The 26,648-nt window shown below is 57.5% G+C and carries 30 protein-coding genes and 1 pseudogene; 12 read left to right on the top strand and 19 right to left on the bottom strand.

Translation table 11 applies throughout. From position 1 onward, the window contains the following. Positions 1-494 precede the first annotated feature (494 nt). Entirely contained in the window at positions 495-1,889 is a 1,395-nt protein-coding gene (locus BLS26_RS17365; protein WP_157676479.1) for a hypothetical protein, read from the bottom strand. 381 nt (positions 1,890-2,270) lie between these two features. On the opposite strand from BLS26_RS17365, the gene BLS26_RS17360 reads away from it, so the two are divergent. From BLS26_RS17360 to BLS26_RS17340, 5 genes are all read left to right on the top strand, one after another. Further along, positions 2,271-3,254, top strand: a complete 984-nt coding sequence (locus tag BLS26_RS17360) for a hypothetical protein (RefSeq protein WP_157676478.1) — start codon at positions 2,271-2,273, stop codon at positions 3,252-3,254. 93 nt (positions 3,255-3,347) lie between these two features. Continuing rightward, positions 3,348-3,677: a hypothetical protein gene (locus BLS26_RS17355; RefSeq protein ID WP_157676477.1), complete on the top strand. Its 330-nt coding sequence runs from the start codon at positions 3,348-3,350 to the stop codon at positions 3,675-3,677. A gap of 215 nt (positions 3,678-3,892) precedes the next feature. Next, positions 3,893-5,194: a DUF2235 domain-containing protein gene (locus BLS26_RS17350; RefSeq protein ID WP_244541959.1), complete on the top strand. Its 1,302-nt coding sequence runs from the start codon at positions 3,893-3,895 to the stop codon at positions 5,192-5,194. A 579-nt stretch (positions 5,195-5,773) separates the two neighbouring features. Continuing rightward, complete coding sequence (locus BLS26_RS17345) at positions 5,774-6,010, top strand: cold-shock protein (RefSeq protein ID WP_371360874.1); 237 nt, start codon at positions 5,774-5,776, stop codon at positions 6,008-6,010. Between the two features lie 7 nt (positions 6,011-6,017). After that, complete coding sequence (locus tag BLS26_RS17340; protein WP_092513082.1) at positions 6,018-6,254, top strand: hypothetical protein; 237 nt, start codon at positions 6,018-6,020, stop codon at positions 6,252-6,254. A gap of 154 nt (positions 6,255-6,408) precedes the next feature. On the opposite strand, the gene BLS26_RS36305 is transcribed toward BLS26_RS17340, so the two are convergent. After that, on the bottom strand, positions 6,409-6,585 hold the full coding sequence (locus BLS26_RS36305; RefSeq protein WP_172804621.1) for a hypothetical protein: 177 nt from the start codon (positions 6,583-6,585) through the stop codon (positions 6,409-6,411). A gap of 66 nt (positions 6,586-6,651) precedes the next feature. Between BLS26_RS36305 and ligD the strand changes: the two genes are divergently transcribed. Next, the gene (gene ligD / locus BLS26_RS17330) at positions 6,652-7,554 is read left to right on the top strand and encodes a non-homologous end-joining DNA ligase (RefSeq protein WP_092513078.1); all 903 of its coding nucleotides are present in this window, start codon (positions 6,652-6,654) and stop codon (positions 7,552-7,554) included. Positions 7,555-7,701: 147 nt separating this feature from the next. On the opposite strand, the gene BLS26_RS17325 is transcribed toward ligD, so the two are convergent. The 4 genes from BLS26_RS17325 to BLS26_RS17310 form a co-directional block, all read right to left on the bottom strand. Continuing rightward, on the bottom strand, positions 7,702-8,355 hold the full coding sequence (locus BLS26_RS17325; RefSeq protein WP_092513076.1) for a hypothetical protein: 654 nt from the start codon (positions 8,353-8,355) through the stop codon (positions 7,702-7,704). Positions 8,356-8,472: 117 nt separating this feature from the next. Next, a complete protein-coding gene (locus tag BLS26_RS17320; RefSeq protein ID WP_092513074.1) occupies positions 8,473-9,195 on the bottom strand; it encodes an SOS response-associated peptidase in 723 nt (240 codons plus the stop codon). Continuing rightward, the gene (locus tag BLS26_RS17315; RefSeq protein ID WP_092513072.1) at positions 9,188-9,460 is read right to left on the bottom strand and encodes a hypothetical protein; all 273 of its coding nucleotides are present in this window, start codon (positions 9,458-9,460) and stop codon (positions 9,188-9,190) included. Before BLS26_RS17315 ends, BLS26_RS17320 begins: the two co-directional genes overlap by 8 nt. Beyond that, a complete protein-coding gene (locus tag BLS26_RS17310; protein ID WP_092513070.1) occupies positions 9,457-9,870 on the bottom strand; it encodes a hypothetical protein in 414 nt (137 codons plus the stop codon). Before BLS26_RS17310 ends, BLS26_RS17315 begins: the two co-directional genes overlap by 4 nt. A 232-nt stretch (positions 9,871-10,102) precedes the next feature. Between BLS26_RS17310 and BLS26_RS17305 the strand changes: the two genes are divergently transcribed. Next, entirely contained in the window at positions 10,103-10,351 is a 249-nt protein-coding gene (locus tag BLS26_RS17305; protein WP_092513068.1) for a hypothetical protein, read from the top strand. A 498-nt stretch (positions 10,352-10,849) separates the two neighbouring features. Here BLS26_RS17305 and BLS26_RS17295 read toward each other — a convergent pair whose 3' ends face one another. Beyond that, positions 10,850-11,038, bottom strand: a complete 189-nt coding sequence (locus tag BLS26_RS17295) for a hypothetical protein (RefSeq protein ID WP_244541958.1) — start codon at positions 11,036-11,038, stop codon at positions 10,850-10,852. 127 nt (positions 11,039-11,165) lie between these two features. On the opposite strand from BLS26_RS17295, the gene BLS26_RS17290 reads away from it, so the two are divergent. Continuing rightward, a complete protein-coding gene (locus BLS26_RS17290) occupies positions 11,166-11,294 on the top strand; it encodes a DUF3072 domain-containing protein (RefSeq protein ID WP_371360869.1) in 129 nt (42 codons plus the stop codon). A gap of 57 nt (positions 11,295-11,351) precedes the next feature. Here BLS26_RS17290 and BLS26_RS17285 read toward each other — a convergent pair whose 3' ends face one another. Further along, positions 11,352-12,281 carry a DnaJ family molecular chaperone gene (locus BLS26_RS17285; RefSeq protein WP_157676476.1) on the bottom strand — a complete coding sequence of 310 codons (930 nt, stop codon included), beginning with the start codon at positions 12,279-12,281 and terminating at the stop codon, positions 11,352-11,354. A gap of 397 nt (positions 12,282-12,678) precedes the next feature. Here BLS26_RS17285 and BLS26_RS17275 point away from each other — a divergent pair, with 397 nt between their 5' ends. Then, positions 12,679-12,912, top strand: coding sequence for a helix-turn-helix domain-containing protein (locus BLS26_RS17275; protein WP_092513060.1), 234 nt, complete (start codon positions 12,679-12,681; stop codon positions 12,910-12,912). A 65-nt stretch (positions 12,913-12,977) separates the two neighbouring features. Here BLS26_RS17275 and BLS26_RS17270 read toward each other — a convergent pair whose 3' ends face one another. Then, positions 12,978-13,271 (bottom strand): hypothetical protein, encoded by a 294-nt coding sequence (locus tag BLS26_RS17270; RefSeq protein WP_244541957.1) that lies wholly within the window; start codon positions 13,269-13,271, stop codon positions 12,978-12,980. Positions 13,272-13,799: 528 nt separating this feature from the next. Between BLS26_RS17270 and BLS26_RS35790 the strand changes: the two genes are divergently transcribed. Then, positions 13,800-14,240, top strand: a complete 441-nt coding sequence (locus tag BLS26_RS35790; RefSeq protein WP_157676475.1) for a hypothetical protein — start codon at positions 13,800-13,802, stop codon at positions 14,238-14,240. A gap of 38 nt (positions 14,241-14,278) precedes the next feature. Beyond that, the gene (locus BLS26_RS17260; RefSeq protein WP_092513054.1) at positions 14,279-14,713 is read left to right on the top strand and encodes a hypothetical protein; all 435 of its coding nucleotides are present in this window, start codon (positions 14,279-14,281) and stop codon (positions 14,711-14,713) included. Between the two features lie 95 nt (positions 14,714-14,808). Here BLS26_RS17260 and BLS26_RS17255 read toward each other — a convergent pair whose 3' ends face one another. Both BLS26_RS17255 and BLS26_RS17250 read right to left on the bottom strand, forming a co-directional pair. Continuing rightward, a complete protein-coding gene (locus tag BLS26_RS17255) occupies positions 14,809-15,804 on the bottom strand; it encodes a hypothetical protein (RefSeq protein ID WP_157676474.1) in 996 nt (331 codons plus the stop codon). Positions 15,805-15,835: 31 nt separating this feature from the next. Further along, the gene (locus BLS26_RS17250; RefSeq protein WP_157676473.1) at positions 15,836-16,156 is read right to left on the bottom strand and encodes a hypothetical protein; all 321 of its coding nucleotides are present in this window, start codon (positions 16,154-16,156) and stop codon (positions 15,836-15,838) included. Positions 16,157-16,248: 92 nt separating this feature from the next. Here BLS26_RS17250 and BLS26_RS17245 point away from each other — a divergent pair, with 92 nt between their 5' ends. After that, entirely contained in the window at positions 16,249-19,044 is a 2,796-nt protein-coding gene (locus BLS26_RS17245) for a DNA polymerase (protein ID WP_092513048.1), read from the top strand. A gap of 160 nt (positions 19,045-19,204) precedes the next feature. Here BLS26_RS17245 and BLS26_RS17240 read toward each other — a convergent pair. The 8 genes and pseudogenes from BLS26_RS17240 to rsmI all read right to left on the bottom strand — a co-directional run. Further along, positions 19,205-19,855: pseudogene (locus tag BLS26_RS17240) on the bottom strand (magnesium chelatase domain-containing protein); the annotation flags it as partial. Positions 19,856-19,938: 83 nt separating this feature from the next. After that, the gene (locus BLS26_RS17235) at positions 19,939-21,216 is read right to left on the bottom strand and encodes a GGDEF domain-containing protein (RefSeq protein ID WP_092513044.1); all 1,278 of its coding nucleotides are present in this window, start codon (positions 21,214-21,216) and stop codon (positions 19,939-19,941) included. A gap of 144 nt (positions 21,217-21,360) precedes the next feature. Continuing rightward, complete coding sequence (locus BLS26_RS17230; RefSeq protein ID WP_244541956.1) at positions 21,361-21,681, bottom strand: hypothetical protein; 321 nt, start codon at positions 21,679-21,681, stop codon at positions 21,361-21,363. 125 nt (positions 21,682-21,806) lie between these two features. Then, positions 21,807-22,790: an MBL fold metallo-hydrolase gene (locus tag BLS26_RS17225; RefSeq protein WP_092513042.1), complete on the bottom strand. Its 984-nt coding sequence runs from the start codon at positions 22,788-22,790 to the stop codon at positions 21,807-21,809. A 316-nt stretch (positions 22,791-23,106) separates the two neighbouring features. Then, positions 23,107-23,928, bottom strand: a complete 822-nt coding sequence (locus BLS26_RS17220; RefSeq protein ID WP_157676472.1) for a hypothetical protein — start codon at positions 23,926-23,928, stop codon at positions 23,107-23,109. A 165-nt stretch (positions 23,929-24,093) separates the two neighbouring features. After that, the gene (gene gshB, locus BLS26_RS17215; RefSeq protein ID WP_092513038.1) at positions 24,094-25,041 is read right to left on the bottom strand and encodes a glutathione synthase; all 948 of its coding nucleotides are present in this window, start codon (positions 25,039-25,041) and stop codon (positions 24,094-24,096) included. A gap of 33 nt (positions 25,042-25,074) precedes the next feature. Beyond that, positions 25,075-25,488, bottom strand: coding sequence for a YraN family protein (locus tag BLS26_RS17210; protein ID WP_092513036.1), 414 nt, complete (start codon positions 25,486-25,488; stop codon positions 25,075-25,077). Next, the gene (gene rsmI / locus BLS26_RS17205) at positions 25,475-26,428 is read right to left on the bottom strand and encodes a 16S rRNA (cytidine(1402)-2'-O)-methyltransferase (protein WP_092513034.1); all 954 of its coding nucleotides are present in this window, start codon (positions 26,426-26,428) and stop codon (positions 25,475-25,477) included. Before rsmI ends, BLS26_RS17210 begins: the two co-directional genes overlap by 14 nt. Between the last annotated feature and the right edge of the window lie 220 nt (positions 26,429-26,648).

Below are 26,648 nucleotides of genomic sequence, written 5' to 3'. Positions count from 1 at the left end.
TCTGGCAAAATGGGCGCCAGGTCCGCTTTTGACCGATATTGTTGAAAAAGTCCTTTTTCGCCGATGATTGAAAATTCTCAGGACCGCTGGTGCGTCTCTCTCGCTACGAGGTGAGGGAGCACATCAATTGCCGCAAAATGATCGCTGACCTTCGTATCGAACCTACGGAGCCTTGCAGCGGCTGAAATCGCCAATGCGTAACATTTGCGAGATTTTCGGAGCACCGCGACTTTCGAGTTTTTCAACACAATCGACCCTAAGCCGACGTCGCCGGCCGCTAACACGACTCTGGATCACCCCTCGGCGGCAAGCCTCCGGCTGCTGACATCCGCAAGCGCCTCGCGTATTGCCGGCGTGCGCTCTAGGCGGGCAATCGTTCGCGCGCCTCGTTGCCGACACTGCCCTGCATCGTCGGGGGTAATCGACAATAGGCGCAAAGCGGATGCGGAACGGTAGGTGTGCGGCACACTTGACCGAACCGACAGCCGCCGCCGTCAATAATGCCGCCCGCTCCATCCGGGAATAGCGGCAGGACAGAGCAGCGTGAAATCCGTGGTCGCAACGGCACCGTTGCAAGCGCGTGCGCCGCATTCGACCTTTCCGCTTGTTAAGTCCGTCCAGGTAGGAGCGCGACCACCATAGTCCTCGCCCATGGCGAGGAACTTGTAACTACCGCCGCTGACAGGTTTTATCGTCAGCGCCGCACAGTTCGCCTCGGCGCGCAGCGTCTTGCGCAGGTTGGTGGAATTGTCGCGGATGCACTCAGCCAGTTGAGCGGCCGTGGTATCGAGTCCCTCGTCGCTGCAATAATGCTCGATGTCAGGCTTGCTGATACGAGCCTCGACGAAAGCATGTTCCGTGCCGACGCCCTCGATCGACGTGATCGAAGCCGAAATGCATCGGCTGCATTCCGACACCGTTGCGGGGCCGGCCGCGGCGATCTCTCGGTGTGAATTCAGCAGAGGTTCGTAGCTGAAGATCAAGGTCGAATGTTTTGAGCGCTTCGATGCGTCAGCAATTTCACAGCCGGGTCCTCGATGGGGGGCATCTCCCGATAGTACGAGAATGCCGTCGGTTCTGCGCCCGGTTACGGGATAGCCCGCGGGGGCGCATCCGGATTTGAATACGAAAGCCTCCCCCTGGATCAGCCCTGCCGAAATCCTGCCTCGGAACAGGACCGTACCCGGATCGATCTGCAGTGCCTTCCGAGGCTCGGTGTAGCGAATTTCGATCTGTTCTTGGTTGGAGCGAGCGAGTGTCACCAGCGAACCGTTGTGATCGAGCGTCTCCGTTTCAGCGAACGATGCGTCCAGCTTTTTCGCCGAACTCATCCCGAACAGTTCGTCGTCCGCCTCCAACGCAGGCTTATCGACGCCGCATCGAAACGACGGAGCCAGGCGATCTGCCATGCTTCCCGCGTCTGCCATTGCATTTCGCCGCAGCGCTGCGAGCGCCGCAACGAGACACCCCCCTCGTTCGGAAACCTTGATGACCAGGAGTTCGGCGACGGCTTGTGCCACCGTCGCCCCATCGATCTGCCGCCATCGCGCGACGATCGCGGCGAACGGCCGCCCGTCCTTTGTGTGCCACTCAACTCGGCTTCCGAGGCCGTCTTGAGCCGGCGTCCAGCTCAAATCATCGGTAAGCGCCTGCTCGCGACCGGCAAGACCGAATGCGAGTCCGCCCAGTGTAACGTGATCGAAGTAGCTGAAACTCAATCCAGCCGGGCCAGGGCACCGCCAATAAGACGACTCCTGGTCCGCCGGTAGCGATCTACATGCGTCGCCACGAGCTGGGCGGAGCGATCTTTCAAAGGCTTTGGAATCCGGAGGACCAAATAGAATGGCAATGATCGCTGCCAGCAATATCCGCGAACGTCCGAGCAACATGCTAATCTCCCAACATTGCGGAAGATGTTAGGATCTCCTTCTCAATACTGAACGAAACGGCGATTGAGACTTTTAGCAGAGAAGCTAGGAAGCCTTTAATCATTTGGGCATTGAAGGCCAGCCGTCGAAGCCAACGGGCAACCCGCGAAAGGCATCAGAAAATCGCGCCGTCCGCGCGCGAGGGCAGACAAGCAACTCAAATTCACGATTATCCATGGGAAACGCGACCGGTCTGGCGCCATGTCTCTGCCAGCTTCGACGATCCGGTCGAGTTAGCTAACGATGCGTTGATACGAAAACGCAAGATCGAGAGGCTAGCCTAACTTGATCCTATGAATTTGCATTTATGAAGCTTGTCATTGAAGTTTGGAGTTTTGCTCGATGACGCGTTGGCGTGGCCCTTTGGTCGTTTCCGTTGCTCTGCTTTTTTGTTCCGGGTCCGCATGGGCGGCTGGACTTTGGGATCATCTGCGACCCAAGGTCGACGCTTCCACCGAAAAAGCGTTTAAACCAATTTCGTCAATTCCGGCGCACGACGGAGTTCCGGCATCCATTCCGTCTGATCTCTTCGGCATCACGATTGGACAGTCTTTTGATGAAGCCAGGCAAGCCTTGCTGCGGTATTTACCCGGAAAGGTTCCCGGGAAGACCTGTGACGCGTTCAATAATTGCGAGACGCCGGAGCTGGCGGACGAGTTCGGCCAGGCACTTTACACCAACTACAAGACGGGCATTACCAAGCTCTACATTCAAGACCCCTGTCCGCAGTCCGGGTGTCCGTCGGGCCTTCGCCTTACAACTGACATAGCTGGCCTCACCTACCGAAGTTCGCTGTCAGCCAGTCAGGCAGCGCCGGACGGCGCTGAAGAGAATTTCCGGCTCGTTTTTTCTTCTCCTGGTTCCGGGCATCAACTCGTGTACATGCAATATTTCGTGTCCTATCGGCCGGAGAAGCAGCCAAGGTTCGAAGATTGGATTTCAAGAGTGCGCGAGAAATTCGGCGCGGACCCGATCATCCTCAATCCGCCTGCAGTGTCTGAAAGCGTCCTGGTCTATTCAGGTGGGTGGCTTCCCGACACCTCGACGTTGGTGAAGGGTGGAAAAAACGCTCATTGTGCCGTCAGCTTTCCCGACAACACGAATGCCTTGGAAGAAAAGCTCAAGGGAATCCAGAGTGCGCCGTGTCGCCTGGTTGTTCGCATGTCGTTGCAGACGGGGGCCTCGCCGAGGCATGTCAGTCGGGCGGTCTTGGAGTTGTGGGATCCCTACCGGGCAGCAACCAATCTGACGAACGATATCGCGTCGCTCCAGGATTCGCGAAGTGACATGGAACGCAAGATTGACGTTCGCGCCCCGCAACTCTAGCGCCACGGCGACTTTCCATCAGGCAGACCTCACGTCTACGGCTGCTTCATTTGGCTCATCAATAAACAATCTTCACATCAAGAGGACTTCGATATGACCTTTCGTCCTGCTGTCTTTGCCGTTCCCTTTTGCCTTGCACTCGCCGCCTGCTCCGGAGGTGAGCCATCGCAGGGCGAGATGAAGAACGCGTTTGATCGCGCCATGCGCGCCGAAAACGGCGTCAAGTCGACCGAGATCAACGAATTCAACAAGGTTGCGTGCAAGGCGGCGACTGATCGTCCGGGATATATGTGCGACTTCTTTGCCGATGCAAACATCACGATTGAGCTTCTCGGCCCGCAGAAAATACGCCGCAATCTCAGCGGTCGCTTTTTTGCGGACAAGGATGGCGCTTTGGCATTTGCCCCGGATTCGAGGGGCTAACGCGCAAGCCGTTCGAGCCATGACGGTGACTTCTGTTTCTCGCTATCGTTAGCAGCGGCTGCAATCTATCTCTTCGCGACCGGATTGCCGCCAAGGCCAGGCCTAAACCGTGAAGAATGGTCCAAAACCAGTTGTACGATGGACCGCGCACTACCCACCGCGTACGCGCAGCTGTATTATGACGCTTTCTTCATCCGATTCGAAGGCGTCGAGCCATGACCGTTTTGCGGAAAATCTGGTGGATTAGCCATAAGGTTCTGATTTTCATTGGCATCGCCGCGATGATAGGTGTCGGCATTTACATAGGACGCCCCCCAGAAAAAACAGGCAATCAGCCGGATTTCAACGGCTCAGAGCAGCAGCAGAAAAAGCGTCTCGCGGTTTTTCTCGATGGCACTTGGAATAGCATCGGGACAAACACAAACGTATGGCGTATGCGAGCGCTATGCGCATCGAAAGGAAGCGATGGTACGCCGCAGCTGATCTACTATGGGCTGGGCGTAAACGGCTTCATCGGAGGGGCTTTTGGCCAAGGCCTCGATGAGAACATTCGCTCTGCCTACGAATGGCTAGTTGAGAATTACAATGCTGGCGACGAAATCTTCATCTTTGGCTTTAGCCGGGGCGCCTACACTGCGAGAGCATTAGCTGGATTGATCGCAATCGACGGTATTTTGAAAGCCGGATCGCCCATAGGTGTCACAGAACTGTTTGATCGCTACAGGCGAGTGGATGAGCAAACCATCTGGACGCTAAGAGACATGCAGGTTGCACACTCTGAGAAGATAGACGATCAAGAACGATTGCTTTTGAAATATTCTCAGCTCGCTTACGTGAACTTCGTTGGAGTTTGGGACACCGTTGGGTCGATTGGCATCGAAGCAGGTGACTTTACAGGTATCAGCAGTTCAAAATTTGACTATCTGCAAACAGGGTTGCGATTACCGATCCTCAACGCATACCATGCGTTAGCCATCGACGAGCACCGAAAAAAGTTCGCTCCGACTATTTGGGACGTTCATCGTACGGACCCGACCGACATCATTAGACCGCCGCGGCGAGCACTGACGTCAGTCGAGCAGCGCTGGTTCGCAGGTGCTCATGCAAATGTCGGAGGAGGCTATCCGACTGACTTGCTTCCTCAGGCATCCTTGCTGTGGTTGATGAAGAAGGCAGAATCGCACGGACTTACGTTCCGGTCTGAGGTTCAGCTAGACGGAGATTTGCTTCGTTCGCCCGCGGTCGACTCGTATGGTCCATTTCTTTTGGGGATCTACAAAATATTCGAAGGAGCCTACTACCGTCCGATAGGACAGGCGCCCCAAGTGCGCGATGATGGCGCTCATATCAATGTTAACGAGACAATTGATATCAGCGTTTTCGACAGGTGGCGCAAGGATCCATCGTATCGGCCAAAAAATCTTGTCGAATGGTCGCTGCGGAAGAACGTGGACCCGGCAGCCTTGCAGACTTCTGTGCGAGCTGACACTCCAAATGTTCAGGTTGCAGATCAATAGACGAGATGATGCGAAAGTCAGCGCGACTCTTCGTCGAGAGCAGTGCGGCTCTGGCGTGAGCAACGCGTGTGCAACTTCGGCGCCGCGACCATCGGAAGGGCGATTTTTGCGTTGCGACGGTTGGCACGCGTTCGACACAAGCCGACATAGCAGGGCCGGGCTCCCATGGCCATTGTTCTGCTTGTGGCAGATATTGTTGAAAAAGTCTTTTTGGGGTGACGAACGAAAATTCTTAGAGCCACTGATGCGGTTTGCGCGCGGCGACGCGAGGGACCATGTCGCTTCATCCAAAATCTCTCACCGGTCTTCGTAGGGCTGCTGACTGGCGATACAGCAGCAGAGAAGCCCCGAAATGGACTTTCGCGAGATTTTTTGGGTTGTTCGATTTTCGACTTTTTCAACAATATCGGCACTTTTCGGACATACCGCAGCGATTGCTGCATGTCAGTTTTCGGAGGCTAAGCAGACGTCGGGAGGTTGTTTCTCGCATTCGAATTGTGGATGGCTGTTGCCTGAGCTCCCGCGCGAGGGCAGCGAATAACGGTTTTGGCTTGCGGAGCAATCCAGACTGAATTTAAGATGCCGCCGCAAATCAAAAGGGGAGCGACGACGTTGGAGACAGGCACGGTAAAGTGGTTCAACCCGACAAAGGGCTACGGATTCATTCAACCTGATGGAGGCGGTAAGGACGTGTTCGTCCACATATCTGCCGTCGAGAAAGCTGGACTCAGTGGTCTCAACGAAGGCGCCAAGGTGAGCTACGAAATTGTCGCCAATCGGGGAAAAGAGTCGGCCGAAAATCTTCGGGTTGGCTGAGTGATACATGTACCGGCGTATCGCCAGGATCGAGGGCGCAGTGACGAAGGCGATTGAACATATCGTGGCGGGCTATTCGACACTCAAAAATCGAAAGGCCTTGGAAGAAATACGCGACCATCGAAATCGGATGCTGGCGAAGAATCGGATGAGCGCTGCCTCGTCCGGGTTCAATCTGGACCGAATCTCGACCGAACTTGAGGAAGAGATCAGAATAGTCGAGACCGCTCTCTCAAGTCTCTAGGAGGACGTTGGGCGCTGCTTGGTATGGCCACGTGCGAAGTTAAGCTAGGTACGCCGCCGATTACTCTGCTAAGAAACCAACGCCTTAAGCGCCACCGCCTGTTTCCGGTTCTGGGCGGGTCACGGGCACGGCTCTTCGCTGATTTTGATGCCTTTCATGCTTCACTTTGGCTTGTGATTTGAACGGCGGGCAATGGCAGCGGAGTTGGTGGACGAGGCTTGCCCTCGTACCGGTTCGCCAGTTCAAGCAAGCGCTTTTTCGTAAGCGGGTCTGCCTTATCGGCAATCTCCCGGACGATCTTGGCACGGTCTTTAAAAAATTGTTCGTTCATAATCGTATTCCCCCGAAGCCAACAGTATAATCCAGGCGTTGCGTCACAGTCCATGTTGAGTTGCGTATGGTTAATCTTGAAATGCCGGGCTTCATAAAGCCCCAACTGGCCACTCTCCGGGCTAAAGCTCCCGTAGGGCCGCAGTGGATTCACGAGATCAAGTTCGACGGCTACCGAGTCCAGCTCAATCTGAACCGAGGAAAGAAGCGGGCCTTCACTCGTAACGGCCATGACTGGGTGAGACGCTTCTCCACCATTGCCGGCGCTTTCGACATTTCCGGCCAGGCCATCGTCGATGGCGAAGTAGTCGTCATTCACGAAGGCCGGACGAATTTTTCCGAGCTGCAGGTGGACCTTGCCGCGGGCCGACAGGACAGGCTGGTCTATTACGCATTTGACCTTCTCTGGCGAGATGGCGACCTTCGAAGGCTTCCGCAGATTGAACGCAAACAGGCGCTGCGCGATCTACTCGACGAGAATGGCGTCGAGCTGCCTGTCATCTATTCCGAACACCTGTTCGGCGATGGGCAGGAGATGTTTGAGCATGCCACCAAGCTAAATTGGGAAGGCATCATTTCGAAGCGAGCCGACGCACCGTACCGATCTGAGCGGACAGAAGCCTGGCTAAAAATCAAAACAATACAGAAGGGGAAATTCCCGGTCATCGGCTTCGTCAAGGATCCGACCGGCGTCGCAGCTCTGTATCTCGGCAAGCGCGAGGGCAAAGAGCTGGTCTACATGGGCAAGGTCGGGACAGGCTGGGATCGAACCACATCACGGAAGATCAGGAATGCTCTCGACACGGTGGTCAGTCCAAAGACCAAACTGACTAGGCCGATTAAGAAGCCGAAGGCGACCTGGGTTGAGCCGTCGTTTGTTGCCGACATCGAGTATCGGGACATCACGTCAGAAGGGCTGCTTAGGGCAAGCTCGTTCAAGGGGCTCACCAAGATCAGAGCGCCTCGTTAGCGCTTTCGCTTAGTGAGAGAGCAATACCATCAGCGACTATTTCTCCTTCGGCTACCAACATCGCTGGTGTGTTTCCCGCTTCGCAGCGACATGGAAGCTCTTGACCAGGGCAACGAGAGCCGAACGCCCGACGTAAACACGGCTTCGCTACGGCACTGTCACCGACAGTGTGCCCGTGACTGTGTATTTGAACTTTGAGACATCACGAACGTTTTTGTCATAAGTCGTGATTTTGACAAGCAGTTTGCCGTTCTCTTTAGAGTAGTTGACGGCGTATGTGCTTAAATTGAAAAGTCGCTCGCCATTGCGCCGGAAATCAAGCGTAATTTGCGCATAATCTCCCGTCCCTTCGAAAGTGAGGTCAGCGATAATGACTTGCTTGTCGTCCGGTGCGCCATGCATTGGAGCATTGTTGAACTCGTATTTTTTCACGGTCGGGGTAGGAATCGGCGTAGGCGTAGGCACCGGCCTAGGATGGTTATAAATTCTGCGAACAATATTGATAACGTCTTGGCGGTTGGAGTTGACGCATGCCTCTGCTATTTCATCTTTGGTTTTATCTTTTCCTCCACGGTCGGAATGGCATACTTCAAACCCTCGTATAATGCCGTCCGCGTCGTCGGAGGCTGAGGTAATGCTCATGGCGCCGCTGCCGTTGCACTCCGCTTGTTGGTGCGATGTATCGCAGGCATTCTTGCAGGAAATAACGTTCGACTCGAAATCGGTGAGATTGCACACTTCCGCCCAACTGGGACCGGACACCAAAGCCAATACGGCCGCTAAGGCAAATTGCTTAATCATTACTGCATCTCCCCCTCAACTTTAACTAGAATAGATAACTCGTTGTCCCTTATCCAGCAAGTACCCGTTGGATCGTCACCGCTCGCCGGGCCACCAGTATGGGACTAAAACATATTTTCACGGGGTTCCGACCTGATCCTCCTTGGCACCGCGCATAACGATCCGAAGTGCTCCGTCTGCCAACGGCCGCTGTAGCTTCAACGCCTCGTGCGCGGACGCCGTCATCCAGGTTTCAACCTCGTCCGGGGTCGTCAGGATCACCGGCATCGCTTTGGGATGGATGGCACCGACCTCGGCATTTGGCTCTGTCGTGAGGAACGCATAGAGGTCGTTAGTGGTCTCGCCTTCCTTGACCTTTCGGACGGATGTCCAGTTAGTCCAGATGCCGGCAAAGCAAGCGAGCGGCCGGCTTTCGTCGATTGCGAACCAGATGTCGCCGCCTTCGGCCTTGTTAAACTCGCTAAAGCTGTTGAACGGGACCACGCATCGGTTCTCGACGCCGAGCCACCTTGTCCAGTGTTTGCTCTTCACGTTTCGGATGTTGGTCGACCCGCCATCTGGCTCCCTCTTGAGCAGTTCCTTGAAGTCGACGGGCTTGCCCTTAGCCTCAAGCTTAGACGCGCGTTTTTTGGTAGCCTCCATAAGAGCATGCTGAGAGGACGGCATTCCCCACCTGGCCGTGACAAGTTCACGACCTTCAGATCCATTGCGGACGATCGGCGCCGTATAGTCTGGGAAGACACCCGGCATGGGCGCAAGGTTACCGACATACCGGTTCATGACCCGGAACAAGCGGCTGATAGCTTCTTGGTTCGTTGTGATGGAGTAGAGATTACACATCGCGTTCTTGTTTCTGCTTTTGCGGCAACACCATCACAATCGGGACTTCACGTTTCAGAATACCGGATGCGATAGTCGAAATGTGGAGGGAAAGCGTGTCTTCGATCTCCGACGCCCGATATTCGTCAGCGGCATAGACATACAGGACGGTCCCATCGAACTCATCGAACTGGATGCCTCGGAACAGACGATCGAAGTTGTCGGCGCCGACTATCAGCGCCATGCGGGCTGCAATCGCCTGGTCCTGGATGAGTGAGATTTTCATCGTTCTCCCGGCCACCAAACCGACGGTGGGCTGCTGGTGGAGATCTTGTCCTGGCGCAGTGCCACGAGGTGGCTGCGCTTGTACGGACGCCCTTGAAGATCGGAGCACTGGCTACATCGCATATAGCGTTCCAGTTCGTGGATCGGTGTTGTCTTCGGCCGGCGGACGATGTCGAGCGCGACGGTTTGATGCGTTTCGCAGCCTAGGCATCGAACCTCAAGGTAGCAGTAGCCAGCGTTCAGCGCATCGCCTAGCAGCGGGGACGGCTGAGCCGGACCCTTATAACCGAGCATGCGCAGGGTCCAAGCTTGGCACGCGAGCTGGTCGGCTTCCTTCCGCGCCAGCTTGGCCTTTTCAGCCGAGTAGCGGATCGAATGACCGTATAGGTATTCCCGGGACTTGGTCGACATAGCGCACTGAAGCTTAACGGCCGCCGAGCCGCAAATTGTCAATAGCTTGAGGCTTGGAACGGCAGCAAACTACTGCCCGTCGTGGCTGTGCCGCCAGCTCCAAGGGAACGCAACTCGAATTCGAAGGAAACCTGGATTTGAGAGCTTTAGCGCATCATTGCATCGGCGCCGAGGCCCAAGGAACTTTCCAATACCGAGGTGATTGGTACTTTGATCTTACAGGAGGCAACCAATGGGTGAGCTAATCGATAAGCTGAACGCTTCCGAAGCGAACGCCGATGCATCGAAAACGTCTTCTCTTGCTCAGGCAGCCATTTTTTTTCGCGCAGCGAGCCAGCAAGTGAACGAGATGATCGCCGCGGCCCGGGAGCCCGGCATGCCTTTGGACCGAGTTAGTCGTTGGACACAGCAAATGCCTCTTCAAGCGCTTGCCGTTGCCTTCCTGATTGGAGTGATGACGGTGCGGCGGCGAGCCCGATAACACCACGGGAGGCCCGAATGGTTCACCATCCTGCCAGCACTCGATTGCGCCGAGTCATCGTCGGGGCGGCTTCCGCAATGATCGTTTGTGCTGTCGCAATATTCATTGCCGCTCGGCATTTCGCCGCTTGATCCCTCGCCCGACATTTAGCCAACTTGCTAAGGCGCATACGTTTCGCTTTCTAACAATGATCGCGACCTGGGCCTTGATTTTCGTTGCCTTCTTGTATCACCCCGAATGGATCCGCAGTTGGTTGAGGCTGCTCACCCATTCGATCGAGACGATCGCCGACCAAATTCCTGAGCCCTGGGGAGCGCGAATTGAAGTCATGCTACGAGAGCTTGGTGGGATGATCTGGATTCAAATTGCCTCGGCGATAGTCCTGCTCCGCCTAATATTGTGGGTGCCATTCCACATTTGGAGCCTAACGCGAGACCGCAATAGGCGTTGAAAACACGCCCGCCCCAGAAGGGTTTTCCCGGTGCGGCTGGGCATGTCTTACCATTTGCGACCACCAAGCACCCTGAGCTCGCGTGGTTGTTCGGCCTTGATCTTGTCTCGTCGAGCACAGAGCCCATCGATCTTATCCAGCATGCGCTGCAGCAAGGCGTCGGCCGATGCGGTCGGAATACCCGCCCGTTGCAGTTGGAGTATTTCCTTTCGCTGCCGTCCGACCTGGACACGCATACGTCGATCTCAGCCCTGATGTAATCGAGGTCCGGCATCCGATCCGCCCAAAAATCACGATAGGATGTATGAGCACAAACAAGGAACGACGATTCCAGTCCGACGTCGGGATGAAAAGGAGATCAGAATGGCAGACAACACACAGAAAGACCCGAAGGACTGGGTTTCAGGCGATGATCCGGTCACGGGAGCACAGGGCGAACAGGCTCATAAGCCCATCCCGAAGCCGACCACAAGGCCGAAGCATCCGGGCTGATCGGTCCGATGAAGGACGAGGCCGGGCTGTAGGCATTGCACGAGACGAAACTTGGACTCAGTTGAAGCCGCGCTCGTCTCGGATTGCGCTATAAGCGGCATTGATGCGTTGAGCTTCTTCTTCCGCGACTTTTCGAATAGTCGAGCTGCGGTCAGCGACCGTATCGGGGTGGCACTTGACGATTGCCGAACGATAGGCAGCCTTTATCTCAGGTATCGATGCTTGCGGCGCTATGTTCAAGATTAAGTACGGATCGCCACCGACCGCTTGAGTATCGATATCAGTGTCGGCATCAGGTTGCGATTCCAGGAGATCGTCTAAGCTCTCGGCGCTTTGCTCGGAAATGACGCTTTCTCGCTCTTCAATTATTCGGTTGCGACGACGTGCGATAGATAGTGTCGCCAAGCCAAGCAACCATCCGACGGAGGTTCCTACCTCAGTATGAGGCCCGAAGAATTGCGGAATCATGTTCCACAACAGCAAATCAGGACGTCGACCCTGATAGACAATTGCTTCCAGCAGGACGGCCGAAACGATAAAGCCCGCCGAAGCGGCGATGAACGAAAATCGGAATGCTCGCCCTTTTCGCCAAGCTCTCATCGCTAACCACCAAGCGTGGGAAGTTCGGGTGTCCGGCCGTGAAGCAAGCTCAAGTCGGGCGTCAACGTCGGCAAGCGACGATCGAGCATCAAATAGTGCTTGGTTCAGCTCCTGTCCCGCCCGAGACCTCATTTCAAAGCGATGCTCCGCGTCCAAATAGCGCACGCCCTGTCGCGCACCTCTCCCCTTGATCTCCGCTATTTGGCCACGGAGGTCAGCCTGGCTTGTCTCAAGATCCCGCACTGCTGCAGAAATCTGTCCCTCGTCAATATCCACTAAAGCAGGTGGACTACTCCACCGCGAAAATAAAAGGAGGAAGCCAAGAAAAAGTGGGAAAGCAAATACGCTGACGACAAAAAGGATCGGCAGCGCGAAAGCGAGAGCCATGAGAGCTGCTAAAACGAGGACGCATCCTAGCGGAAGCTGAGGGGGCTTCTGAGCCATGGTTCATCGCCCGACGAAGACGACGAACAGAGAGACAGCTAGGACCGGAATAGCAAACGCGTAGAAAACCCCACTTATAACATAGGTCATCAGGAGGCTTCGGGCGACGCGCGTGTCCGTTACCACTTTAGCGAAGTTGCCCGAGGGAAACGTGTACAGAGTCCACTGAATGACGACGCCCGGCAGCAGTAGCCATTTCCAAGGCCTATCAAATACCACCCTCGGTTTGTTTTCCCTGCTCCAGATTGTCGGCGCCATTTCCCTAACTCCTCAATCAAAGGTGTCATTTTGTCGATTTAAAGCGGTGGGTCAATAAACATCAGGCTGCTCATTTTGGCCCATGGACTGGCGCCATATTGTTGCAGCTAACTTGCGCAGGATTCGGCGGGAACGAGGGTTCTCGCAGGAGACGCTGGCCTATGAGGCCGACGTAAATCGGACCTACATCAGCAAGCTCGAAAAGGGGGCGACGTGGGTCGGCCTCGAAATCCTCGTTAAGCTCTCCCATGTCCTCCAGGCCGAACCCGCCGACTTTCTCCGGCGACCAGCCAAACGCGGAGCCAAGAAAAGCTAACCGCCAAACGGCGCGACTGCCCCGCAATTAACGAGACAGTGCACCTACCAAACTGAAGGGCTGCTTCAGCTCTTGGCCGCCTTCTTGTCCTTTGTCGCCTTGAAATTCGACCGCACCGCGTTAGCGCATGACGTCAGCGCCTCATCGAGACCGCCGGCGACTGCGATGGTTTTGATCTCGTCGAGCTGCGCCACGAGGTCATCCCAAGCGCCAGGAGCAGCCTTCAGGGTGCTCTTGCCCTTCTCCAACTCCAACGGCTGCTTGCCGTAGCGAAGCTGGAAGAAGATAGCGCCCGAACCGTCGACCCAGAACTGCTCACGCGAAATCCGCTTGCCTTCGCGAAAATTGCCGATCTTCAAGATTTGCTGTTCCAGACTCCCTGCTAGGCGGTTCCGGCGTTGAAGTACTGGAGTGGCGTTCGGCTTTTGAACGGACGAAACGAGGTTGATGGACGACTTGGCCATGATGGGCTCCTTCGGTTGACGATGGAGCGGGCCGTCCTTTGATTTCAGCGTTTGGGCAACGGCAGCAGACCTACAATTTTTTCAGCCAATTCGACGAAGCAGTTAGCACAGATCTTCTAAATACCTCCGTTCGGACTGCCCGAAAGGCCGTCCGCGATGCCCAATTCGCAACGAAACGGAGACACTCATGGCCAGAGCGCCAGTATCAAGAATTCCAAAGCCTACCAAAATCGAAGAACGTCTAATCGGCGCCTATCCGTCGCATCTGCGCGGAATGGCTACGAACCGATATGGCGGCAACACCCTACAACATGAGCGTGGGCTCCGAGGAGGAACGTACGGCCCGGCCGGTCCCGCTCGCACTTTCACCGATGCTCAGCGAAAGGACTACGAGAACGAGCTGAGACAACGTGGTGAGCTAATATGAACCAAAGCAATTCAGCGATTTCAGTCGCAAGCACACCACAGAGCACGCCTCGATCTCTCTGGGACGACGAACCCGAGACTTCAAAACCAAAGGCCGAACTGCCACCTTTAACGCAGCAGGCAGTGCGCCCACTGAAGCAGCGAGAGCTCTACCCCAACTCAATGCCTACCGACGTCCATCAATGGCTAGAGCTGAACAAGCCACACAGCTTCCGCGAACTCATGGACCTGCGCAAGACGCTTTACAGTCGCAAATGCAACTTCGGCAAGTACCACGTTACCAAGAGAGGCCATACCAGCCGCGGCGAGGAGAAGTTCGTCCTTACCGGCCCGGTTAGCGCGATTCTGATCCTCAGCAACAGGTGCCGCCACTATCTACTACGTACACTGAACCGACTGCGCCGCGCCGAGGGCTGGCCACCGATCGCATACCAATGAGTAGCCCATCGCCACGTGCCGGTGACGAATTGAGACATATGATCGAGGCCGTCACCTTTCTGAACCCCGCAGCCGTCACGCTAACACTGAAGAAGCGCGCAGGTGGTAACGTCATCGACCAAATCAAAGCCTCGATCAACTTCCGCCATTTCCGTAACCGGCTGGACCATGCGGTCCTCGGAAGTGCAGCCAAGAAGCACGGCCGGCGCTTGCGAATGCTTGCCGTCTTGGAGATCAGCGCTGACAACCGGCTGCACTACCACTGTATCATTGATCGTCCGTACCATTGCTCATTCGAACGATTCTCGGCAATCGTGCGCGAGCAGTGGTCCAAGACTGATTTCGGCTACCAACAAATCGATATTCAGGACCAGGCGGACGCCGGCTGGACCGATTACATTTTGAAGCAGCGGCAGAAGTGTTCGCTGTTCGACTCCATAGACTGGGCTAACTGTCATCTGATTGCTGGGTAAAGTCCCCTTTCAGGCAACCATGTCGTTCGTGTAGAAACAGGAGGCGCCTCGAAGTGGAGAAGCTTTAATGGCTGGGTGCGGTCCACGCGTAGCAGCTAACCAGCCGGAATGACCTGTCCGCCAGCATCAATACCAAAAGAGTATTTGACGAATTGGTTTGATCGTTGATCCGTCGGAAGCTCAACGACTGTCATTGGAAGGCCGACCGAGCGGTCGACGTTTCGCGAACACATGAACGCGATCATTTGTTCAAAAGTATCAGCAATGTGATTAGTTACCTGATCCGTGTAGGTCGATACGGGCATTTTGGGCTGAATGAATTTCGGATGGTGTACAGCAATCATCGGAGGCAACAATTCGTTAGCCGGCGTGAGGGTGTAGTTCAGTATTTCAACCCGCTCATTGGGCTTTCTGTGCTCAATGCAATTTCGGGTTATACGCATCGATTTGCAGAACTTCGCGGCGTCACCCATGAATCCGATATAGTGTGCGTCGCCTTCATGCAGACGCGATATTTCATCAGCCAAGCCTTCGAACCACCCTTTGATCTTGTCGCCATAGAACAAGCCGCCGATCCCAAAAAGAGCCTGAAGCGCGTGATCAGCACTCTGGACAAATTCCTTACATCGCCGCTCTACGTCAGGTGCGGACGGCAGGACAAACGTGCGATTTTTCACTACTTGCTCGGAGACACGTTTCTCTTCTTCTTCATCTTGATCACGGAAGACTGAGGCCTGTTCAAACATTGCGGTCAAGTTCTTCAGAGCTTCAAAGCTCAAATCAATAGCTTTCCCCTTGTCGAATTGATTCCCCAGGAAGCCCGACTCGAACAGCTGTTTGGCTGTAAGCAACGTTTTGCCTACCAGAGGCGATCCCGACCCGACGTCCAAGACCTTTTGCTGCGAATTTGGCACGTTGATATTGGTGCGCTCCGGATCGATGTCGTCAGCAAGCGTAATTCGATGGATCGAGTCCGTCTTCAATATGTGGAGCCGATCACCAATCTTGACCATCCCCGTGATAGGAATGTCCGGAGATCCAACCTCCATAGATAATCCGGATTCACGAAGCTGGTCGATCGGACGCTTCATTGGCTGAGCTGTGCTGCTGAAGTGGCGATAGCTACTTCCTCTTCTTCCGACGGACAATCATTAGCCTAGTCCTAGCGACGTCAATTTCGGTGGCCGTGAAGGCGCCGCTGCTCTCGTGATCTATCGTCGCCTGTTCGATCGAGCAGTCCAGCAGACCTTGTTCAGCCAGGGCTTCAAACCCATACTGCATCTGCGTAACGAAGTTGATGTCGAGCAGACGCTTGGCGGTTGCAACGGCTCCATGAGTCTCGATCAGATCTCGGATGACTTTAAACTCGTAACCGGGCATAGCAGCCTCGGCCCGGTCGAACCTCGCCAACATATCTTTCTTAAAGCGCTGCTCGAACGTCATCCGGCCAACTCCTCTGTGGGTAGCGCTGTTTACCAGATACATGCCGTCCGCGAAACTCCTACACTTGCCGGGATGAATGCGCGGGGGTCCCGGTGGACAACGAAGACTTTGTCGAGCTTGAGCAGGAGGAAACTGAGTCGGATGATCCCACGCCGGAAAAGCCAAAGGTCGACCAGTCGGCGTTCCTTGCCGCGAGCAATACAGTCAAGATTCGTAATAAACCGAAAGGCCGCAGATTCGATTATGCGTTCCCGCGGGCGATTATCAAGGACGTCAAGCGATCAGAATTCTTGGTTCTGGGCTTCGATACCGAATATCAATCACCGAAGGATGCGTTTGAGATCGAGGAGATCAAGGAAGGCAAAGCCAAGTACGAAGTCGTGTCGTACCAATTCCACGCGATCAACAGTAATGGCGTCGAGTGGAGCGGGATAGCGATTCCCGACGACGACCAGAGGCTCTCGTTCACGGATTTTATTGTGTATGCGCTTTCCCTCGGAGCTCGGAAAAAGCAGCAGATTCCGAAAACAATCATCCTCGTTGCGCATTACAACAGAGCTGATCTTCCAGCGTTTGAGGATCGTAAGCAGATTTTCTGGCGGCTTCAGAACGTTCGCAGTTCCTTAATATCAGCATCCGCGCCGATTTCGTTGAAGGTCAGCTTCGATGACGGCGACGAGAAGACTGTCGACATCAGCGTATACGTTCGCGACACGATCTTGTTAGCGCCGGCTGGTCGCAAGAGCCTGGCCGAGATCGGCAAGCTAATTGAGCGTGAGAAGATCAGGCTGTCCGAGGACGACGAGGAGGAGCTTCACCTAAAGAAAAACATGAAGGTCTTTCGAAATACAGATTGGGAGGCCTTTCGCGAATACGCGCTGATCGACGCCGAGATCAGCGCCAAATATTTCCTCAGGTTGACGCAGATCTATCAAGATGTCACCGGCGAGGACTTCGTACCAAGTGCGCTGTCGAGCATCGGTATGAAGCTGCTCGTGAAAGGATGGCAAGAGGAAGAACCGCAGCGCGATCCGACAGGGCTGGTGGGCAAAGAGCCGGTAACAGAGGTCATTTGGAACGAGAAGACGCAAGGGTTTCGGAAATGGAATCACAAGCCGTATCTCGAAGAGCTTAGTTGGTTCGTCGATTTTGTAACGGAATGCTACCACGGCGGCCGTAACGAGCAGCTGTGGTTCGGCCCAAGTTTCGAGGACGATTGGTACGACTACGACTTGACCGGTGCGTATCCGACAGCAATGGCAACGATCGGTCGTCTCGATTGGCGTTCGATTCGACCACTGTTCTCACTGAACGAGTTGGGTTCCGACGATGCTGCATTCGTTTGCGTTGACTTCAAGTTTCCGGATGGCACTCGCTACCCGACGCTCCCTGTTAGAAGTCAGAACGGGATCATTTTTCCACTGACTGGGCGGAGCTATTGCGCGCGCCCAGAGATCGAGCTGGCCCAACAATTGGGCTGTGAGTTGACGCTCAAGCATGGTGTTGCGGTTCCACAAGACACGAACGACAAGGTGTTCTTCAACTTCATCAAGGAAACGATCCAGAAGCGCGACGAGTCTCCGACCAAGATGGAGAATGCATTTTGGAAGGAGCTCACGAACTCCTGCTACGGTAAGACGGCACAAGGACTTCGTGAAAAGCGCGTATTCAGCTTGAGGAAACGACGTGGCGAGCGGATCGGCGAGAGCTCAATCAGCAATCCCTTCTACGCTTCGTACATCACATCATTCGTTCGTGCAGTCGTTGGCGAGATCATGAACCGCATTCCGGCCGACAAGATGGTCTTCAGCGTGACTACCGACGGCTTTCTCACGAATGCGACTGAGCAGGAAATGGAATTAGCGAAGGGCGGCCCAATATCGAAGCGCTTCTCGGACGCGCGCGACGCTCTCAAGGGCGATCCCGAAGTGCTCTCGGAGAAGCATCGCGTTCGTCAGGTGCTTGGATGGCGAACACGTGGTCAGGCAACGATCAAGCCAGGCGGGGAAACAGTTGATGCCGACAAGCGCTATGTGCTGGCCAAGGCCGGCATCAAGGCGCCGGTCGAATGCACCGAAACACACGAGCAGAACGATTACATCACCGAACTGTTTTTCCGACGCGACGCGGTACACAAGATCGAGTTGGACTATTTCACGAGCGTCCGCGAGATGCTTCTCTGGAATGCTGATCTCGTCGGGAAGAAATCCAAGAAGCACATCAGCATGGAATACGACTTCAAGCGGAAGCCATATTCTGCCGGTATGACAGAGGTCGAAGATATTAGGCCACTCTCGGATGGCCCAAAGCCGCATCTCGTCTTCAGCACTGAACCATGGAACTCCATCTCGGAATTCAAGCAGGTGCGGTCTGTATGGAACGACTTCTACGGTAAGACGAAGATCTGCTTGAAAACAACGAACGATTTCGCCGAGTTCGCGGATTTCTTTGACACGGCCTCGTCTCTCTCGCCCGGCATGGAGCGATACATGCGGAGCAAGAACGGCGATATCAGGCGCTTGAAACGCGATGTATGCCGGGCGTTCAAACGGGGGCAGGCAGGTTTCTCTGCCCATCAGAACATGACGGCGAAGGAATTCGCGGCTGCGCTGGATGAGACCGGATTTCTGGCGGCGGGCGAGCCCATCAAGGTCAGTGATGTCACCAACGCTGCCAAGGCTAACGCCCCCTTCATCCGAAATTCGACTCCGCCTACCAAACCAGTCAGGAAAATCGTCCAGAAGATCAGGGAGCGGTTTCCCGAATTCGACGAACTCGCGATATTGGCCGCACCTCGCCACGACGCGATTAGGTTGTCCGAAGCGCTCCGCCGGTCGTGTCCCTTTGTCGATCGCACCCAGGCCTCCAGTGAAAGAGGGCGGGAATAGTAAAAGTCTTGCGATATATCCCATACCTGACTTTTACTACTTCGTAAGTGGCTGAAACCACGCCAGTTCTGAGTTGGCCGAACGCACTACTACGTCGGGTGACCTGAATAAAAGGCCACCATCAGAAGATCAGGGGTCCAATTAATCTGAAATCAATTGGACCTCTCTTAAGGAGATGATGCCCGCCGGCCGCCGCGATCTCGAGCGCGCGCTTGGCGCTTTCCTGGCCCTTGATGTCGCGCAGGTCGAGCGACGTCGCTTCCTGCTCGTGCACGCGGGGTTGCGGGCGCGACAGCACCTGCGTTCCCTTGAAGTGGTTGGCGATCTGGATCAGCGATTTCGCGGCGATGATCTGGATATCGGGGCTCGCCCACGCCGCTTCCGAGCCGCAGGCGGCCGGGCAGATCAGCCCCTCGTCGCGCGAATTCGCCCCGATCGCCGCCGGCAACACCCCCGCGACCGGCGCGATCGAACCGTCGAGGCCGAGTTCGCCGAGCACGGTGTAGCCGTTCAATGCATCCGGCGGGATCGCGCCGATGGCGGCCATCAGGCCAAGCGCAATGGGAAGATCGTAATGGCTGCCTTCCTTCGGCAGGTCGGCCGGCGCCAGATTGACCGTGATCCGGCGCGCCGGCAGCGCCAGCCCCGAGGCGATCAGCGCCGAGCGCACCCGCTCGCGAGCCTCGGACACCGCCTTGTCGCCCAGCCCGACGACCGCGAACGCCGGCAATCCAGGTGCGACCTGCACCTGCACGTCGACCGCGCGAGCCTCGATCCCCTCAAAGGCTACCGTGGAAACCCGCTGAACCATGCCGCCCTCATTACGCAATCGAAGGTAGCGGAACCCAAGGGTAAGTCAAGAACATTACGGGAACATTAGAAGCCGATGGAGCGCTAGGCGGCGGAATCCGCGAGATGTGGCAGTGCCGTCTCGGCAAACCCCGCATGATGCGCATCCGCCGCCGGCACCAGACTCACCCCCTCCACGTCAGGCGCATGGATCACGAACCCGCCCTTGCCGCGGCGTTTGGCTTCGTACATGGCGCGGTCGGCGGCGCTGAGGAGTTCGTCGGCGGTGTTGCCGTCGCGGGTCGCGGCGGCGATGCCGATGCTGACGCCGATTTTTGCGGCGGGCGCGAATTCGAAGGGGTTTGAGACCGCAGCGATGATCCGCCGGGCGATGGAGATGGCGGCATCGCCCGAAATATCCGGCAGCAGTATGACGAATTCGTCGCCGCCGAGGCGGCAGGCGAAATCGACCTCGCGAATGCTGGCGCGCAAACGCTTGGACACCTCGACCAGAACGGCATCGCCGGTCGCATGTCCCAGTCCGTCATTGACGGCCTTGAAGCCGTCGAGGTCGAGACAGAACACGGTGAGTTTCGAATTGGGTGATACAGGCTCCGGTCCGGCGAGCAGCTCGGCGAACAGTTTTTGATTCATCGCGCGGTTGGGAAGACCAGTGAGCAGGTCGTGATGCGCCATCTGGCGGTTGCGGTGCTCGGAACGATGCAGGTTGAGCAGTCCCTTGTGGTTCTCCAGCAGCAGGAAAATCATCCCGGCGGTATAGAGCGGTGTCTGCAGGCCGACCAGAAACAGATACGGGATCGGCGACAGGATGGTCGCAACCCCGAACGGCAGCGTCAGGATGCAGATCAGCAGCGCGCCATAGCGCGGCGTGCCGGCGTTGCGGGAGGAAATGCCGGCGACCAGATTGGCGAGGCCGATGCCCGCCATCAGGATCAACGGCAGCACGCCCGACCCGACACATTGATAACAGCCGGCGGTAATCAGGAAGACGGAGGCGAGCCCGGCCCAGATCGGCGCCATGGACGTTCCGGTTCGTTGCGCAGCCTTGGCTTTCGCGACGTCCTTAAGCATCAGGTAAATCCGGATGCTGCCGAGAGCCATCTCGGCCGCCATCCAGGCATAAGCCCAGGCGGCGCCGGTCAGTGCTGCGGCGATCGTTGCCGTCAACAGCGAAGCGAAGATCGCGACCGCGAGCGTCTTGGTCTTGCCGGCGCGCTGGTGCAGCAACTCGCTGCGGATATCGCCGGGCTCCGGATGCGTGCCGGCGAGCAACCATTCGAGGCACACGCGCAGGCGCGACCTTGATTGCTGCGTTGGTGCGGCAGGAATGGAATAGGTGTCCGGTGCAACTGTGGCTGTCATGGCCGCAGTCTTGGCCTTCAGGCATTGAAGGCCGCTTAAACCCGGTTCCAAAGTTCCCGAAAGCGTAAATATTTAGCTTCTTTGGAGATTTGCCGGTGCGATGGCCGTTGTTTTTTCCGCGTGGCGAAAGCCGGCGCGCGGCGTTCAGTTCAGCTTGCTCGCCGCAATCGCCATCGTCTTGGCGTCCGGCTGCTCCAGCATCTTCAACGCCGCATCGAGGCCGTTGCGCAAGTTGGTCGCGGCATTCGCGGTGCAGCGCAGCCGGCCGGACGAGATGAACTTCACCTCGGTGGTACCGTCGGTCTTGGGAACGAGAATGCGGGTCGCCAGTTCCAGCTCGATCGAGCCGTTCATGGTGCCGTAGGCGCCGACGATGTCGAAATAGACCAGGGGGGCCGCGGCGCCGGTGTCCTCATAAATGAGAGGCGGCGCCGGCGGTGGCTTGGTGGTCGGCTGGTCGTTCATGGGGACTCTCCGAATCTTACGCAAGGCGTGATCTCGTGATCCGGCTTACGCTAATCGGGGTCCCATCGATACGGGGGTGCCCGGAGGCCGGCGAACGGCCCGCCCCCGGGGAAGATCGCGATCGTTCAGAGCAGCATGGACATCGGCTCCGGATAATACCGGAAGCCGTCGCCGTTCTGGGCGACGTGGCCATAGCCCGGCCAGGCGAAGTGGTAGGACATCACAGGGATCTTGTTGGCGGCCAGCATGGTCAGCATCTTGACCCGCGACTGCGCCGACTGCTTCGGATCGGTGTCATAGGAGAATTCCATCAACGGCCGTTCCAGCAGCAGCACGGCATGATGGGTGAGGTCGCCGAGGAACGCGAAGGATTTTCCGTTCGACGTCACCATGAAGATGTGATGTCCCACGGTGTGGCCGGGCGCCGCCATCGCCTGGACGCCGGGCAGGAATTCCTGGCCGTCCTTGAAGAACACCAGGCGATCGCGCACCGGCAGCAGGTTCTTCCGCGCGTGCACCACGAAATCCTTCAGCGGACTGCCGAGCTTGCCTTCGTCGGTCCAGTAATCGAAGTCCGCCTGTGAGATGTAGTACTGCGCGTTCGGGAACAGCGGCTTGTCGTCGGCGCCGACGATGCCGCCGATATGGTCGATATGGGCGTGCGACAGCACCACCGCGTCGATATCGCTGGCCTTGATGCCGGCTTCCGCCAGGCTCTTCTGCTGGCGGCCGGTGGTCGGGCCGAAGGCCTGCGAGGTGCCCATGCCGGTGTCGAACAGGATCAGTTTGTCGCCGGTGTTCACGACCGGCGAGTTCTGCTCCAGCACGACATTGTCGGGGTTGAGGAAATTGTCCGACAGCATCTTCTTCACTTCTTCCTTCGGCACGCCGGTGAAGGTGCCGGAGGGATCGCCGAGCGGCAGCGGGCCGTCGGAAACCACCGTCACCTCGGCGTCGCCGAGGACGAAGCGGTGCCAGTAGGGTGTCTGGGTGCCGAGTTTGGGGGCGCGCGCCAGCGCGCTGCCGCCGAGCATGGTTGAGGCGCCGAGACCCGCACCAAGGCCAGCACCGAGCGCAAGCAGTGACCGTCGCGAAAGATTCGTCGTCATACGTCTTCCTCCACAGTTTTTGAATTGTCGCTTTTGATTTGTCGCGCATTTTTGCGGACGGATTCATCCGCAGCTACAGGCTGCGCCCGCTTCCGGAAATTGGCAAGTGGGATAAGATGACGGAGTAGAAAACAACTGACGGCACAACCGGGGACGGAAAATTATTTCTTGGCCCGCTTCGCTTCAATGGTGTCCCTAATCTTTGCAGCCACATCCGGACCGCCGAGTGGCTACAAAGGAGGATATCGCGCAACCCCATGGCGTCGCGTCGAAGCGTTGTTGCAGGAGAAGATGTCGATGATCACGGCGCCGGCGGCTACCAATCGTCGTACATCCACTCCCTCGGGTAATATCGAGGTCGGGCCCTCGCTTGCGGCGGCTGATACGTCCGCTCGGGCCTGCGCAAGGCCGGAGCCGGCTGCGCCGGAGGCGGTGACGCCTTGGGCAGGGTCTGCTCCGAAACCTTCGCGAGCACGCGCTTCATTTCTTCCTGGCTCGCCTTGAGCTCCGCAATGGCTTTTGAATTGTCGCTGACCATTTGTTGTTGGTTCGCCCTGAGCTGTTCGATGTTCCGCTCCAACGTCGCGAGATCGCGCACAATCGTTTGCAGCAACTGTGCCTGGTCTGGAGACGCCGCGGCGGCTGTCGGCGCGGTGTCTTGCGGTGCGGCCTGAGCCAGGGATGTTGCTTGCGGTGATGTTACCTGTGGTGGTGCCGGCTCCGCCGCGGCCACTTGAACGGTAGATGGCGCGGGCTGCGCGGGAAGCGGTGGATCTTCCGGCGGCAATGCTGGAGTTGAAACGAGCTGCGGCGCCCAACGGGCGACAACCAGCTTGGCCCCGTCGCCATAGGACGACTGCAAAACCAGGGCTCCGACAATGATGCACGCCGCCAAGGGCAACGCTGCGAGGGTCCGGAGCAACGGCCTTCCAGGTGACGATTGCGTGGGTGGTGATTGCTGGCCGGGTCCCGCCGAAGGCGGGTGCGCAGCATCGCGTTCCATTTTTGCAAGCTGTTCACTTAGGCGCGTGAGCTGTTCGCCTGCGCACGTGATCTGTTCGTGGGCGTGCGCGAGTCGTTTATCGGCGCGCCCGATTGGGGCAGGTTCGGTTTCTTTCGGCGTCGGAGTGGAGTTCATTGGCGTTTCCCTTTTCCGTCCAATGTCATCCGAAGGCCGCCGGTCGACTATCCGCCGGCGCTCCGTCCAGTCTTGTCCAAAGAATGGCCGTATGATGGTGGAACATGGGATCGCATGGCGATTCCCCGGGATCCGGCGGACTGCTGCCGGCAGCGCTGCCGGAAATTATTTCCCGCCGCGCTTCTTCTCGATGGTATCCCAGATCATGGCGGCCACATCCGGGCCGTTGAGCCGCGCGATCGCGCGGATGCCGGTGGGCGAGGTGACGTTGATCTCGGTCAGGTTGCCGTCGATCACGTCGATGCCGACGAACAACAGCCCGAGTTCGCGCAGCCTGGGGCCGACGGTCGCGCAGATCTCGCGCTCGCGGTCGGAGAGGTCGGTGGCGTGGGCCGCGCCGCCGCGCACCATGTTGGAGCGCAGGTCGTCCGGGGCCGGCACGCGGTTGACAGCACCGGCGAACTCGCCGTCGACCAGGATGATACGCTTGTCGCCGTGTTTCACTTCGGGGAGGAAGCGCTGGATCACCCAGGGTTCGCGGAAGGTGACCGAGAACATGTCGAACAGCGAGCCGAAATTCATGTCCTGCGGCATCACGCGAAACACCGCGGCGCCGCCATGGCCATGCAGCGGTTTCATGACGACGGCGCCGTGCTCGTCGCGGAACGAATTGATCTCGTCGAGATCGCGCGAGATCAAGGTCGGCGGCATCAGCTGCGGAAAGTTCATCACCATGATCTTTTCCGGCGCGTTGCGCACCGAGGCCGGGTTGTTCACCACCAGCGTCTTGGGATGGATGCGCTCGAGGAAATGCGTCGAGGTGATGTAGGCGAGGTCGAACGGCGGGTCCTGGCGCAGCAGCACCACGTCGAAGTTGGTCAGTGGTTCACGCTTGGGCTCGCCAAGCGTGAAGTAATCGCCGGCCTCGTCGCGCACGGTCAGCACCTGCACCGGCGCCACCAGCTCCTCGCCGCGCAGCGAGAGCTTGTCCGGGGTGTAATAGGAAAGGCCGTGGCCGCGCTTTTGCGCTTCCAGCAATAATGCAAAAGTCGAATCGCCGCGGATGTTGATACGCGCGATGGGGTCCATCTGGACGGCGACATTCAATTTCATATTGGGGGGTCCGGGTCGCTGGAGGGGGTCTTCTTAGGTGGAAGCGTCGAATGCCGCTAACAGATGGCGCGGCAGATGCCGCGGCGCAATCAGGATGGCGTCGAATCTGAGGTCAAATTCCGCATGCTCGGGATGCGCCATCAGCCACCCCTGGGCCGCGTCGATGATCCGTGCCTGCTGGCGCGGCGTCACCGCATAGGCCGCGTCATCGAGGCTGGCGCGGGCCTTGACCTCGACGAAAACAAGCAGATTGCGTTTCTTCGCCACCAGGTCGATCTCGCCATGGGGCGTTTTGAAGCGTTTGGCGAGGATGCGATAGCCCTTGGCCATCAGCAGCGCGGCGGCGCGGCTTTCTGCCGACAGACCAGTGCGAAAGGCCGCGACCCGGGCCGGGGAGGCCGGCTTTGCGGCAGCGTCTGAAGGCGTGGCGCCGTCAGTCTTCGCCATGCTCGCCCCGAACCTCTTTGGCGAGATCCAGCGCGCGGGCATAGACTTCGCGGCGCGGCCGGCCTGACAGTTCGACCGCATGGGCAACGCTGTCCTTGACGCTGTCGCGCGCAAGCGAGGTGCGCAAAAGCTCGTCGAGGGCGTCATCCGTCATGATGAGCGAGTCCGGCCGCGGCGGTGCGACCACCAGCACGAATTCGCCGCGCGTCTCCAGCGTGTCGGCGGCTTTCGCCAATTCCGCGATCGGCGCGCGGGTGATCTGCTCATGCATTTTGGTCAGCTCGCGGCAGATCGCGGCATCGCGGTCGCCCATGATAAGGGCCAAATCCGCCAGCGTGTCCTGCACCCGGTTGCCGGAATCGAACATGACAAGCGTGGCGTCGATCTTCGCGAGTTCAGCGAGCCGCGCGCGCCGCGCGCCCTGCTTGGGCGGTAAAAAGCCTTCGAAGTAGAATCGGTCGGTCGGCAGTGCCGCGACCGAGAGCGCGGTCAGCACCGAAGACGCGCCGGGTATTGCGATCACCGCAAAGCCGGCGGCACAGACCTCGCGCACCAGCTTGAAGCCGGGATCGGAGATCAACGGCGTGCCGGCGTCCGATACCAGCGCGATCGCGGCGCCCTGCGCCAGTTTTTCCAGAATTTTCGGCCGCGCCAGTGCGGCGTTGTGCTCGTGATAGGGTTTGAGCTGGGCCGAGATCGCATAGCGCTCGGTCAGGCGGCGGGTGATGCGGGTGTCCTCGCAGGCGATGACGTCGACGCCGGCCAGCGTCTCCAGCGCGCGCAGCGTGATATCGCCGAGATGGCCGATCGGGGTCGCCACCAGATAGAGGCCGGGAACCGGCTTTGGTGCGTTCAGGACATGGCCGCCGACCGAATATGTCCGGATGTTCGAACCCGGTTCATCTTCAGTCGCGTAACTAGAGCTGGTTTTTGCGCGCATAGTACCAATCTAGAGGGGTAGTAGCTTCGGCGCCACAGCGCGGTGGGCCCGAAAGAGTAAAGTCGAGGCTACGAAAAAGGGGAGGAGGGCAGGTTCCTGCAACCGGCAGTGCCGCCGTGGGACCATAATCCTTTTGATTTAGTTAACCATTCGCCGACAATATGGCTGAATCCGCCTCCGACTTCGGAGGTGGTGTCCTGGCCGATCCCGGTCGGCCAAG

The organism is Afipia sp. GAS231, from assembly GCF_900103365.1.
Lineage (GTDB): Bacteria > Pseudomonadota > Alphaproteobacteria > Rhizobiales > Xanthobacteraceae > Bradyrhizobium.
This window is presented reverse-complemented; position numbering and strand designations above follow the sequence as displayed.